The organism is Curvibacter soli (assembly GCF_029211125.1).
In the GTDB taxonomy this organism is placed as follows: domain Bacteria; phylum Pseudomonadota; class Gammaproteobacteria; order Burkholderiales; family Burkholderiaceae_C; genus Curvibacter_A; species Curvibacter_A soli.
This window is the reverse complement of record NZ_JARGEN010000052.1, coordinates 35,358-47,268: the sequence shown is the minus strand read 5'-3', so window position 1 is coordinate 47,268 and position 11,911 is coordinate 35,358. Positions and strand designations below refer to the sequence as shown.

Annotated in this window: 18 protein-coding genes; 15 read left to right on the top strand and 3 right to left on the bottom strand. The window is 64.9% G+C overall.

Annotation, left to right across the window (positions count from 1 at the left end; translation table 11 throughout):
- Window positions 1-238: 238 nt before the first annotated feature.
- The 11 genes from rplC to PY257_RS11765 all read left to right on the top strand — a co-directional run bounded on the left by rplC (window position 239) and on the right by PY257_RS11765 (window position 5,746).
- The gene (gene rplC / locus PY257_RS11815) at window positions 239-910 is read left to right on the top strand and encodes a 50S ribosomal protein L3 (RefSeq protein ID WP_275742023.1); all 672 of its coding nucleotides are present in this window, start codon (window positions 239-241) and stop codon (window positions 908-910) included.
- Window positions 910-1,530, top strand: a complete 621-nt coding sequence (gene rplD, locus PY257_RS11810) for a 50S ribosomal protein L4 (protein ID WP_275742021.1) — start codon at window positions 910-912, stop codon at window positions 1,528-1,530. Before rplC ends, rplD begins: the two co-directional genes overlap by 1 nt.
- Entirely contained in the window at window positions 1,527-1,844 is a 318-nt protein-coding gene (gene rplW / locus PY257_RS11805; RefSeq protein ID WP_275742019.1) for a 50S ribosomal protein L23, read from the top strand. Before rplD ends, rplW begins: the two co-directional genes overlap by 4 nt.
- 3 nt (window positions 1,845-1,847) lie before the next feature.
- Window positions 1,848-2,672 carry a 50S ribosomal protein L2 gene (rplB, locus tag PY257_RS11800; protein ID WP_275742017.1) on the top strand — a complete coding sequence of 275 codons (825 nt, stop codon included), beginning with the start codon at window positions 1,848-1,850 and terminating at the stop codon, window positions 2,670-2,672.
- Window positions 2,673-2,682: 10 nt separating this feature from the next.
- The gene (gene rpsS / locus PY257_RS11795; RefSeq protein WP_275742015.1) at window positions 2,683-2,958 is read left to right on the top strand and encodes a 30S ribosomal protein S19; all 276 of its coding nucleotides are present in this window, start codon (window positions 2,683-2,685) and stop codon (window positions 2,956-2,958) included.
- Window positions 2,959-2,968: 10 nt separating this feature from the next.
- Window positions 2,969-3,301: a 50S ribosomal protein L22 gene (gene rplV / locus PY257_RS11790; protein WP_275742013.1), complete on the top strand. Its 333-nt coding sequence runs from the start codon at window positions 2,969-2,971 to the stop codon at window positions 3,299-3,301.
- Between the two features lie 15 nt (window positions 3,302-3,316).
- Complete coding sequence (rpsC, locus tag PY257_RS11785; RefSeq protein ID WP_275742011.1) at window positions 3,317-4,204, top strand: 30S ribosomal protein S3; 888 nt, start codon at window positions 3,317-3,319, stop codon at window positions 4,202-4,204.
- Between the two features lie 2 nt (window positions 4,205-4,206).
- On the top strand, window positions 4,207-4,623 hold the full coding sequence (rplP, locus tag PY257_RS11780) for a 50S ribosomal protein L16 (protein ID WP_275742009.1): 417 nt from the start codon (window positions 4,207-4,209) through the stop codon (window positions 4,621-4,623).
- Window positions 4,624-4,638: 15 nt separating this feature from the next.
- Window positions 4,639-4,836, top strand: a complete 198-nt coding sequence (gene rpmC, locus PY257_RS11775; protein ID WP_275742007.1) for a 50S ribosomal protein L29 — start codon at window positions 4,639-4,641, stop codon at window positions 4,834-4,836.
- A gap of 12 nt (window positions 4,837-4,848) precedes the next feature.
- The gene (rpsQ, locus tag PY257_RS11770; protein WP_275742005.1) at window positions 4,849-5,118 is read left to right on the top strand and encodes a 30S ribosomal protein S17; all 270 of its coding nucleotides are present in this window, start codon (window positions 4,849-4,851) and stop codon (window positions 5,116-5,118) included.
- Between the two features lie 121 nt (window positions 5,119-5,239).
- The gene (locus tag PY257_RS11765; protein ID WP_275742003.1) at window positions 5,240-5,746 is read left to right on the top strand and encodes a peroxiredoxin; all 507 of its coding nucleotides are present in this window, start codon (window positions 5,240-5,242) and stop codon (window positions 5,744-5,746) included.
- A gap of 31 nt (window positions 5,747-5,777) precedes the next feature.
- Here the strand turns inward: PY257_RS11765 and PY257_RS11760 are convergent, their stop codons facing one another.
- The 3 genes from PY257_RS11760 to PY257_RS11750 form a co-directional block, all read right to left on the bottom strand.
- On the bottom strand, window positions 5,778-6,218 hold the full coding sequence (locus PY257_RS11760; protein WP_419095703.1) for a GNAT family N-acetyltransferase: 441 nt from the start codon (window positions 6,216-6,218) through the stop codon (window positions 5,778-5,780).
- A gap of 341 nt (window positions 6,219-6,559) precedes the next feature.
- Entirely contained in the window at window positions 6,560-7,066 is a 507-nt protein-coding gene (locus PY257_RS11755) for a peroxiredoxin family protein (RefSeq protein WP_275741999.1), read from the bottom strand.
- A gap of 453 nt (window positions 7,067-7,519) precedes the next feature.
- Window positions 7,520-8,659, bottom strand: coding sequence for a histidine kinase (locus PY257_RS11750; RefSeq protein WP_275741997.1), 1,140 nt, complete (start codon window positions 8,657-8,659; stop codon window positions 7,520-7,522).
- A gap of 150 nt (window positions 8,660-8,809) precedes the next feature.
- Between PY257_RS11750 and PY257_RS11745 the strand changes: the two genes are divergently transcribed.
- From PY257_RS11745 to ptsP, 4 genes are all read left to right on the top strand, one after another.
- Window positions 8,810-9,373 carry a hypothetical protein gene (locus tag PY257_RS11745; protein WP_275741995.1) on the top strand — a complete coding sequence of 188 codons (564 nt, stop codon included), beginning with the start codon at window positions 8,810-8,812 and terminating at the stop codon, window positions 9,371-9,373.
- Complete coding sequence (locus PY257_RS11740) at window positions 9,370-9,816, top strand: PTS sugar transporter subunit IIA (protein WP_275741993.1); 447 nt, start codon at window positions 9,370-9,372, stop codon at window positions 9,814-9,816. The genes PY257_RS11745 and PY257_RS11740 overlap by 4 nt, the downstream gene beginning before the upstream one ends.
- Window positions 9,785-10,054: an HPr family phosphocarrier protein gene (locus tag PY257_RS11735; protein WP_275741991.1), complete on the top strand. Its 270-nt coding sequence runs from the start codon at window positions 9,785-9,787 to the stop codon at window positions 10,052-10,054. The genes PY257_RS11740 and PY257_RS11735 overlap by 32 nt, the downstream gene beginning before the upstream one ends.
- A gap of 70 nt (window positions 10,055-10,124) precedes the next feature.
- A complete protein-coding gene (gene ptsP, locus PY257_RS11730) occupies window positions 10,125-11,879 on the top strand; it encodes a phosphoenolpyruvate--protein phosphotransferase (protein WP_275741989.1) in 1,755 nt (584 codons plus the stop codon).
- Window positions 11,880-11,911 lie beyond the last annotated feature (32 nt).

The window sequence follows — 11,911 nt, the reverse complement described above, 5'->3', positions numbered from 1 at the left end:
CGCCAGGCTCATTGCTCAGTGGAATCACGAGCCCGGCTCCAGGCTCATACCTCGTTGGACAAGACTCGGACTTGCTCGCAAGAGCAGTCCGCGTTATACTTTAAGGCTCTGCGCAAAACGGAAGTCCCTTTGGGGTCGCTGCAAGGCGCGGGTTTTATCAACCTTCTCCCACAGTACGAACGCGTACAAACGCCGCTGCCAATTGAAGTAGCGCGCGGTGGGGGTTTTGGAGAAACAAATGAGTCTGAGCAACTCCCTCGGGTTGCTGGGCCGCAAGGTGGGCATGATGCGTCTGTTCACCGATGACGGGGACGCAGTGCCCGTCACGGTGGTGGATGTGTCCAACAACCGCGTGACCCAGGTCAAAACCCAAGAGAACGATGGCTACGTCGCCCTGCAGGTGACGTTCGGCACGCGCAAGGCATCGCGCGTGACCAAGCCTGAGGCTGGCCATCTCGCCAAGGCGGGAGTCGAGTCCGGCGAAATCGTCCGTGAATTCCAGGTCAGCGCCGAAGCCGCGTCCAAGTACGCCGCTGGCGCTTCGTTGCCAGTGGGCGACCTGTTTGCTGTGGGCCAGAAGGTGGACGTGCAGGGCACCTCCATCGGCAAGGGCTTCGCCGGCACGATCAAGCGCCACCACTTCAGTTCGCAGCGCGCCTCCCACGGCAACAGCCGTTCGCACAACGTTCCGGGCTCCATCTCGATGGCGCAGGATCCGGGACGCGTGTTTCCGGGCAAGAAGATGTCGGGCCACCTCGGCGACGTGACCGTGACCACACAGAACCTGGACGTCATCCGTATCGACGAATCCCGCCAACTGCTGCTGATCAAGGGCGCGATTCCGGGCTCCAGGGGTGGTTTCGTCACCGTGCGTCCGTCCGTCAAAGCCGCGCCGAAGGGAGCGAACTGATGCAGCTCGAACTCCTGAACGAACAAGGCCAGGCCGCATCCAAGGTGGATGCGCCTGAAACGATTTTCGGCCGCGAATACAACGAAGACTTAGTACACCAGCTCGTCGTGGCCTACCAGGCCAACGCACGTCAAGGCACGCGCGCCCAGAAGGACCGCGAACAGGTCAGGCACTCGACCAAGAAGCCTTTCAAGCAAAAGGGCACGGGTAACGCGCGTGCAGGTATGACTTCCTCGCCTCTGTGGCGCGGGGGTGGCCGCATCTTCCCGAATCTGCCGAACGAAAACTTCACGCAGAAGCTCAACAAGAAGATGTACCGCGCGGGCATCGCCGCTATCCTGTCGCAACTGGTGCGCGAAGGCCGCTTGGCCGTCGTCGAATCCTTCAAGGTGGACTCACCCAAGACCAAGCAGTTGGCTGCGAAGTTCAAGGCGCTGAACGTCGAGTCCGTGCTGGTGATCGCCGAGGAAGTCGACGAGAACCTGTACCTCGCATCGCGCAATCTGACCAACGTGCTGGTGGTCGAGCCGCGTTATGCCGACCCCGTCTCGCTCGTGCACTACAAGAAGGTGTTGATCACCAGGGGCGCGGTCGACAAGCTCAAGGAGTTGTACGCATGAGCACCACTGCAAAAATCGACGAAGGCCGCCTGTACCAGGTGCTCGTCGCGCCCATCGTGTCCGAAAAGGCCACGATGGTGGGCGAGAAGTCCAATGCCGTGACTTTCAAGGTGCTGCAAGACGCCACCAAGCCCGAAATCAAGGCTGCGGTCGAGCTGCTCTTCAAGGTGCAGGTCAAGGGCGTGTCCGTCGTCAACATCAAGGGCAAGACCAAGCGTTTCGGCAAGTCGATCGGGCGCCGCGACAACGTTCGCAAGGCCTATGTGACGCTGCAGGCTGGCCAAGAGTTGAACTTCTCCGGGGAGGCTGCGTAAATCATGGCAATCATCAAGATGAAGCCGACCTCGCCGGGCCAGCGCGCCGTGGTGAAGATTTCGCGCGAGCACCTGCATAAGGGTGCTCCGCATGCGCCGCTGCTGGAGCCCCAGTTCCAGAAGGCTGGCCGCAACAACAACGGCCACATCACCACCCGCCACAAGGGCGGCGGCCACAAGCACCACTACCGTGTTGTCGACTTCGTGCGCAACAAGGACGGTGTGCCGGCCAAGGTCGAACGCATCGAGTACGACCCGAACCGCTCCGCCCACATCGCGCTTGTGGTGTACGCGGACGGCGAGCGCCGCTACATCATCGCCCCGCGCGGCGTGGAAGCCGGCGCGACGCTGATCTCCGGCGCGGAAGCGCCGATCCGAGTGGGCAACACGCTGCCGATCCGCAACATTCCCGTCGGCTCCACGATCCATGCGATCGAACTGCAGCCGGGCAAGGGCGCGCAGATCGCCCGCTCGGCGGGTTCGTCGGCTACGCTGCTGGCGCGCGAAGGCACCTATGCGCAGGTCCGCCTGCGTTCGGGTGAAGTGCGCAAGATACACATCGAATGCCGCGCCACCATCGGCGAAGTCGCCAACGAAGAGCACAGTCTGCGCCAACTCGGCAAGGCTGGCGTCAAGCGCTGGAAGGGCATCCGCCCGACCGTACGCGGCGTTGCGATGAACCCTGTGGACCACCCGCACGGTGGCGGCGAAGGCAAGACCGGCGAAGGCCGCCATGCCGTCGACCCGTGGGGCAATCTGACCAAGGGTTACCGCACCCGCAACAACAAGCGCACCCAGGTCATGGTCGTGTCGCGCCGTAAGAAATAAGGGATAGCAAATGACTCGCTCTCTCAAAAAAGGTCCGTTCGTTGACCATCACTTGGTGGCGAAGGCCGACAAGGCCGTGACGACGAAGGACAAGAAGCCGATCAAGACTTGGTCGCGTCGTTCCATGGTCCTGCCCGAGTTCATCGGCCTGACCATTGCCGTGCACAACGGCAAGCAGCACGTGCCGGTCTACATCACCGACCAGATGGTTGGCCACAAGCTCGGCGAGTTCGCCCTGACCCGTACGTTCAAGGGTCACCCGGCGGACAAGAAGGCCAAGAAGTAAGGAGTTCGACATGTCTGAAACACGTGCAGTCCTCCGCGGTGTCCGCCTCTCGGTCGACAAGGGTCGCCTGGTCGCCGATCTCATCCGCGGCAAGAAAGTGGACCAGGCCCTGGACATCCTGACGTTCACGCAAAAAAAAGCTGCGGGCATCGTCAAGAAGGTTCTGGAATCGGCTATCGCCAATGCCGAACACAACGATGGCGCCGACATCGACGAATTGAAGGTCAAGACCATCTACGTCGAACAAGGCACTACGCTCAAGCGCTTCACCGCGCGCGCCAAAGGCCGCGGCAACCGCATCAGCAAGCCCACGTGCCATGTGTACGTGACGGTTGGCAACTGAAAGGCCTGGAAGAATATGGGACAGAAAATCCATCCTACCGGCTTCCGCCTGGCCATCAGCCGTAACTGGTCCAGCCGCTGGTATGCCAACAACCGCGACTTCGCGGGCATGCTGGCCGAAGACATCAAGGTGCGTGAGTACCTGAAGGCCAAGCTGAAGAATGCCGCGGTTTCGCGCATCCTCATCGAGCGCCCCGCCAAAAATGCGCGCATCACCATTTTTTCGGCCCGTCCGGGCGTGGTGATCGGCAAGAAGGGCGAGGACATCGAGAACCTCAAGAAGGAACTCGCGACCCGTCTGGGCGTGCCGGTCGCCGTGAATATCGAGGAAGTGCGCAAGCCCGAAATCGATGCCCAACTGATCGCCGACTCGATCACCCAGCAGCTCGAAAAGCGCATCATGTTCCGCCGCGCCATGAAGCGTGCCATGCAGAACGCCATGCGTCTGGGTGCCCAGGGCATCAAGATCATGTCGTCGGGCCGACTGAACGGTATCGAAATCGCACGTTGCGAGTGGTACCGCGAAGGCCGCGTGCCACTGCACACACTGCGTGCCGATATCGACTACGGTACCTCCGAAGCCAAGACCACCTATGGTGTGATCGGCGTCAAGGTCTGGGTCTACAAGGGCGATACGCTGGGCCGAAATGACCTGCCCGCTGCCGTTGAGCCGCGTGCCGATGAAGAGCGCCGCCCGCGTGGCCCGCGCCGCGATGGCCGTCCGGGGGACCGCCCGGGTTCTGACCGCCGTGGCGGCCCGCGCCGCCCTGTTGGCGCCAATGCCGCCCCTGCCGATGGCAGCGACAAGCCCGTCGAAGCCGGCGGTGCCGATACAAAAACCGTCGTTAAGCGCGTCCGCAAGGTAGGCGCGCCCGCTACAGCAGCGGACGGCAAAGGAGAATAAACATGCTGCAACCCGCTCGCCGCAAATACCGCAAAGAGCAGAAGGGCCGTAACACCGGCATCGCCACCCGGGGCAACTCGGTGGCGTTCGGTGACTTTGGCCTGAAGTGCACGGACCGTGGTCGCCTGACGGCCCGCCAGATCGAAGCCGCGCGCCGCGCGATCTCCCGCCACGTGAAGCGTGGTGGCCGCATCTGGATTCGCGTGTTCCCCGATAAGCCGATTTCCACCAAGCCCGCAGAAGTGCGGATGGGTAACGGCAAGGGCAACCCCGAATACTACGTGGCCGAGATCCAGCCCGGCAAGATCATCTACGAAATCGTGGGTGTTCCTGAAGAGCTGGCCCGCGAAGCCTTCCGCCTGGCTGCCGCCAAGCTGCCGCTGCGCACGACCTTCGTCGCCCGTCAGATCGGCGCCTGATTCAGGAGAATGGATATGACCAAAGCTGCTGAACTGCGCCAGAAAGACGTTGCGGGCCTGGAGGCCGAGATCAAGGATCTGCAGAAGGCCCATTTCGGTCTTCGCATGCAGAAGGCCACGCAACAGTTGACCAACACGACGACGCTGCGCAACACGCGCCGCGACATCGCCCGTGCCAAGACCATCCTTGCCCAAAAGCAAGCCGCCAAGTAATACGGAGCGAACATGACGGAAGCCAAGAAATCCCTCAAGCGCACCTTGATTGGCAAGGTGGTCAGCGACAAGCGCGCCAAGACGGTCACCGTCTTGGTCGAGCGCCGCGTGAAGCACGAGCTGTACGGCAAGATCGTCGGCAAGTCGAGCAAATACCATGCGCACGACGAAAAGGGTGAATACCATCTGGGCGATCTCATCGAGATCACGGAAAGCCGCCCGATCTCGAAGACCAAGAACTGGGTGGCTACCCGCCTGGTCGAGAAGGCCGCGATCGTCTGAGCGCTTTTGCGCTGCAATCAGCACAGTCCCAGGAAACGACCCACAATGTGGGTCGTTTTTCTTTGTGGGCACCCTCCCCGGGAGGCATGCCCGTTCCACATGACCTGCGAGGTGCATTCACATGATCAAAGTTGGCGACTCTCTCCCTGCGGTGACGCTGCAGGAATATTCCGAAGTGGAAGGCGACGGCTGCAGCCTGGGCCCCAACCTGGTCGATGTGCGCCAGGCCGCGACGGGCAAGACCATCGCGTTGTTCGCCGTCCCGGGAGCGTTCACGCCCACCTGCTCGGCCAAGCACCTGCCGGGCTATGTGCAGAAGGCCGCCGAGCTGCATGCCGCCGGTGTCGATGAAATATGGTGCCTGAGCGTCAATGATGCGTTCGTGATGGGCGCATGGGCGCGCGACCAGCAGACCGCTGGCAAGGTGCGCCTGCTGGCCGATGGCGATGCCGCATTTGCCAAGGCGGCGGGCCTTACGCTGGACCTGACCGGCAAGGGCATGGGCCTGCGTAGCTGCCGCTATTCGATGCTGGTGAAAGATGGAAAGGTCGCCACGCTGAATGTCGAGGCGCCGGGAAAATTCGAGGTCAGCGACGCGCAGACGCTGCTTGCGCAGGTGGCCGGCTGAAGTCCTGTGCCGAAACCCAGCGCGCAGGAGGCTACAGTTCGGCGCGCAGGTAGTGCGCGCCTGCGACGGGGTTGTGGTAGTACGGCGGGATTTCCGCAAACCCCAGTTCCTCGTACAGGGCGCGCGCAGCCTCCATGTCGTCGAGCGTATCCAGCAGGATGCATGCATAGCCTGCGCGACGGGCGGTGTCGAGCGTCTCTTCCGCCAGGAGCCTGCCGATGCCGAAGCCGCGGAAAGCGCGGCGTACGTACAGCCGTTTCATTTCGCACGCGTTGGGGTAGTCCACTGTGTCCAGCGGGCGCAGTGCGCAGCAGCCCGCGATCGCGCCACCGACCAAGGCAAGCAGCAGCGTGCCGCGTGGCGCCGCATACTCGCCCGGCAGGCCTGCCAGTTCCTCGGCGAAGCCCTGGAAGCACAGATCGACCTGCAATCCGCGCGCGTATTCCTCGAATATTTCCCGGACAGCTCCCATTTCGTCCGGCTGGGATGCAACGATGAGGCGGATGTCGGTGGAATTCACGGGCAAAGGGCAGTCGGCGTCCTCTACAGTCTAGTGCAGTGTTCAACGCTAAGCAGCACATAAAACCGCGCCTTTTGACGCATGGCGGCGTTGCAAATCCTCGCGATAGCTACGGCTATCGCTGTGGTTTGCGCCTTGCCCTGCGCCAAAACGCATCGCTTTTATTGGTGCCGCCAAGCATCGAACACTGCACTAGCCGAGCGAGGCAACTGCCACTGCCACTGCCACTTCACGCCCGCCGCAACGGCGAACAGCACCTCAAGTGCCAAACCTGGTGCCGGCGCTGAACAGGTTCAGGTGGTTTGCGACAGCAGTTGCTCGATCAACTGGTGCAGTTCCGCGAAGTCGGGCTCGCCTACATAGCGCTTCACGATGCGCCCCTGCTTGTCCACGAGATAGCTGGTCGGCGTCAACTGGACTTCGCCCCAGGCCTTGGCGATCGCGCCTGTATTGTCGATCGCCACGGGAAACGGCAGCTTGCGCGTCTGCGCATAGTTGACGACGTAGCTCGGCGGGTCGTAGCTCATGGCCACGGCCAAGGTGTCGTACCCGCGGTCCTTGTACTTGTCGTAGGTGGATGCGATGCGCGGCATCTCCGCGACACAGGTGGTGCAACTCGTGGCCCAAAAGTTCACCAACGTTACCCGGCCATGGAGGTCGGACGTGGTTGTGCGGCTGCCATCGAGCAGGACGAACGTGGAGTCGGGCGCCACCGTGGTGGTGGAACGCATGGCCCATACGCCGCCCGCCACAAGTACCGCGGCCACGACCGCACCGGTCAGAAAGTGCTTCAGCTTCATCGGGAAATTCCTGGGCTAGGCGGGCAGTGTAGCGGCGGCGCACAAAGCGTGCTTTATCCAGGTCATGGAGTGTGCGGGCGCGGGGAAAGTTCTGCGTGGGCGGCACCTAGTGCAGTGTTCGATGCTTGGCGGCACCAATAAACCTAAATCCGGCAGTTGAACCAACCGAAAAACTGAAAAAACCCAATATCCATGCGGGTTTCCAAAGACTTCGCGTGACTGCAGAGCAGTTCCAAATGGGTGAGTCTGGAAAGCATGGAAACTCAATGCGTGACAGGCACTTGCTCGAATTTTGGGGATTCAACTGCCGGAAATAGGATAAAAGCGATGCGTTTTGGCGCAGGGCAAGGCGCAAACCACAGCGATAGCCGTAGCTATCGCGAGGATTTGCAACGCCGCCATGCGTCAAAAGGCGCGGTTTTATGCTGCTTAGCGTTGAACACTGCACTAGCCCTACTGGGCACGCGACAGTTCCAGCGCCAGCAACTGCGGCAGTTGCGTGCGCAGGCTGGCGCGGCTGACGCGCAGGCGGTGGCCAGCGTCCCAGTTCGGCATGGCCAGCGTGCCGGTCGCGTCGATGATTTCGATGACTGCGGGCGTCGCTGCCGCCGCAGAGGAATGCCCCGGACCGCCGCCGTGGGAGGTACGGGTGTCGACCAGCAGCACGTCGGGCCGGGCGTCATCGCCCGACTGCAGCGCCACGGCGGCGGACTCCGCGCACTCGAGCGACAACTGCAACTGCTCGCACACTGCGCGCACATCCTGTTCAAGCGCGTGGTCGGACGTCACGAGCAAGATCCGGTGCGCCGCCAAGGCATGCAGCTCGCTATGGAGCACGGAATCCGTGCCCGCGTCCGCATCGCCGATGGCCATGTCTTCCATCTGTGCCACGGTGCGCGGGAACTCCAACTGCACGCGGACCTGGTGGGGCGATGTCTGGTGCACCATGGGCACCTCCATGGTCCGCGCCAGCTCGGACAGCAGGTGCCAGCTCAACTGGCCGTGCATCGCCGGATGGGTGCGCGCCAGTGTGCTGTCATCCTCGATGCCCAGTGCATTCAGCGTCAGCAGCGCATGCTGGGGCCAGGAGTTCACCTCCAGCGACACCAGCAGCCGGCATGCCTGGGGGCACATGCAGTCCAGCAGCGCCTCCAGCAGGCTGGCCAGCAGGCTCGGGTCCACCAGCACTTCCACCGGACGGATGCGCTGTGACACCTCCACGCCCGCACGCTGGAAAACGGCGCTGCGCTCGGCCAGCGCTTGGCGCAGGATGTCGTCGAGGCCCACGCGCTCGTGGGACTGCCGCAGCCGCCCCTGGGACAGGCGCGTGAGCTGCTGGCTTTGCATCGCCACGCGGCGCGCAGCGGTGATGCTGGCCAGCAGCGTCAGCACCTGCTGGCGGGAAATCTTGCCCGTGTGCAGCAGCTCCTGCACGATGGCTTCCATCTCGCCCAAGGGCTGCGACAACTGCACGCCGATGGCGTCGGCCAGCGCATAGGCGTCCCCGAGCGCCGCCGCGCTCTCGGCACCCGCTTCGCCAGCGGTGGGGAGTGTTGCATGAACCGTCTGGTCGGGGGCCATGGTCGTGTGCATCTCGGCGAGGGCAGGGTGATACGGTTTGAAACAGTGTAGTGGCAAGGTCAAGGTGATCGGAGCGCACCGGTTTCCATGCAGCGCCGGGTTGTTGCCAGCCATGGAGGCGCTGGCGGTGTACTGCAACTCCACGGCACCGATAATCGCGCCATGCGCTTCCTGCCCCGCGCCGCCGCCATTGTGTTGCTGGCTGCGTGCAATCCTACCCTCAACTGGCGCGACGTGCGCCTAGACGATGGCGCGCTCACGGCCGCGCTGCCTTGCAAGCCCGATCAGGCCGTGCGCGACATGCAGGCCGGCGCCGCGCCGGTTTCCGTGCACATGGCGGGCTGCGATGCCGGCGGCGCCACCTACGCGGTGGCCTACACGGCTTTGAGCGACGCCGCCCAGGTCGCGCTGGTGCTCGAACGCTGGCGCGCGGCCGCGCTGGCCCGCCTGGGCGCGCAGGCGCCCGATGCGAGTGTGTCTTTTGCCCCACTCGGCGCCTTGGCGCTGCCGGGTTCGGTGCGCATCACGGCGTCCGGACATCGCCCGCAAGGCGCCGCCACCACCCTGCATGCAGCCTGGTTTGCCGCCACGGTCCACGGCGCGGTGCATGTGTATCAGGCGGTAGTGCTCGCCGACGCGCCGCGGCCCGAGGCGGCGGATGCGTTCTTCTCCGGCCTGCGTTTGGACCTGGAGCGCCATAATGCGCCGCAGACCCCTGCCCCATGAGCAACGCCATCCTCATCATCGCCCACGCGCCACTGGCGCACGCACTGCGCCAGTGCGCCCTGCATGTGTTCCCCGACGCGGGCGCGCGCATCGGCGCGGTGGACGTGCAGCCCAACGTGACGCCCGACGAGACCCTGGCCGCCGCGCGCATCGCCATGGAGCAGCTCGGCGGCCGGCAGACACTGGTGCTGACCGACCTGTTCGGCGCCACGCCCTGCAACGTGGCCCAGCGGCTCGTGGACGGCGTGCAGTCGCGCCTGATCACCGGCGTCAACCTGCCCATGCTGCTGCGCACCGTCACCTACCTCAACGAGTCGCTCGACGCCCTGGTCACCCGCGCCGTGGTCGGCGGCACACAGGGGGTGATGCAGGTGGCGATCACCGCGCCGCAGAACCAAGCCCGACGCAAACATGATCAAGACCACTATCAGCATCAGCAATAAACTCGGCCTGCACGCGCGCGCATCGGCCAAGCTCACCAAGCTCGCGGGCAGTTTCCCCTGCGAGGTCTGGATGTCGCGCGGCGAACGCCGCGTCAACGCCAAGAGCATCATGGGCGTGATGATGCTGGCTGCGGGCATCGGTACCGAGGTCGAGCTGGAAACCAGCGGCGAGCGCGAGCAGGAGGCCATGGACGCGCTGCGCGCGCTCATCAACGACAAGTTCGGAGAGGGCGAGTGACCCGCGCCCCCGCCCGGCCGCCCGAAGGCGCCGCTCCCTCGTGGTACGGCGAGCCAGGCGTGGGGGCTGCATGACCTTTGCCTTGCACGGCCTGGCCGTCGCCCGCGGCATCGCCATCGGGCGGGCGGTGCTGGTGGCGTCCAGCCGCCTGGATGTCGCGCACTACTTCATCGAGGCCGGCCAGGTCGGCGAAGAGATCGCCCGCGTGCGCGCCAGCCGCAACGCCGTGATCGAGGAAGTGCGCCGCCTGCGGGCCGACATGCCGCGCGACGCCCCGCCCGAACTCGACGCGCTGCTCGACGTGCACCTCATGCTGCTGCAAGACGAGACACTGGTCAGCGGCGTCAAGCACTGGATCGCCGACCGCCTCTACAACGGCGAGTGGGCGCTCACCGCGCAGCTCGAAGTCATCTCGCGGCAGTTCGACGAGATGGAAGACCCCTACCTGCGCGAGCGCAAGGCCGACCTGGAGCAGGTGGTCGAGCGCATCCTGCGCCACATGCGCGGCGTGGCCAGCCCGGTGGCGCCGCCCACCGCGCCGCGCCGCCGCACCCAGCAGGATTTGTTGCTCGGCGACACAGTGGACGTGCCCGTGGTGCTGATCGCGCACGACCTCTCGCCCGCCGACATGCTGCAGTTCAAGAAGAGCGTGTTCGCCGGCTTCGTCACCGACGTGGGCGGCAAGACCTCGCACACCGCCATCGTGGCGCGCAGCATGGACATCCCCGCCGTCGTCGGCGCGCGCAGCGCCAGCCATCTCGTGCAGCAGGACGACTGGGTCATCATCGACGGCGACGCGGGCGTGGTCATCGTCGACCCGTCGCCCATCATCTTGGCCGAGTACGGCTTCAAGCAGCGCCAGGGTGCGCTGGAGCGCGAACGCCTGGCGCGCCTGCGCCACACGCCCGCCGTCACGCTCGACGGCCAGAAGATCGAGCTGCTCGCCAACATCGAGGGCCCCGACGACGCGCCCGCCGCCCTCAAGGCCGGCGCCGCCGGCGTGGGCCTGTTCCGCAGCGAATTCCTGTTCATGGGCCGCCAGGGCCGGCTGCCCGACGAGGACGAGCAGTACGATGCCTACTGCCGCGCCGTCGCCGGCATGCAGGGCCTGCCCGTGACCATCCGCACCGTGGACGTGGGTGCCGACAAGCCGCTGGACCGCAGCCTGCGCGACGACGCGCACCTCAACCCCGCGCTCGGCCTGCGCGCCATTCGCTGGAGCCTGGCCGACCCGGCCATGTTCCGCACCCAACTGCGCGCCATCCTGCGCGCCGCAGCACACGGGCCGGTGCACCTGCTGGTGCCCATGCTGGCCCACGGCGGCGAGATTCGCCAGACGCTCGCGCTGATCGACCAGGCCCGCGGCGAGCTGGACGCGCGCGGCGTGGCCCACGGCCCGGTGCAGGTGGGCGCGATGATCGAGATCCCCGCGGCGGCGCTGGCCGTGGGCATGTTCCTGCGCTACTTCGACTTCCTCTCCATCGGCACCAACGACCTGATCCAATACACGCTGGCCATCGACCGCGCCGACGAATCGGTGGCCCACCTCTACGACCCGCTGCACCCGGCGGTGCTGCGGCTGGTGGCCGACACCATCGCAGCCTGCAACGCGCAGGGCAAGCCGGTCAGCGTCTGCGGCGAAATGGCCGGCGACACGGCCATGACGCGCCTGCTGCTGGGCCTGGGGCTGCGCAGCTTCTCGATGCACCCCTCGCAGATCCTGGCGGTCAAGCAGGAAGTGCTGCGCGCCGACACCCAGCGCCTCGCCACCTGGGCGCAGGCCGTGCTGCAGGCCGAAGACCCCGCCGCGCTGATGGCACAATGATTGGTAGCAAAAAGTGCCTCCAGCGCAGGTAA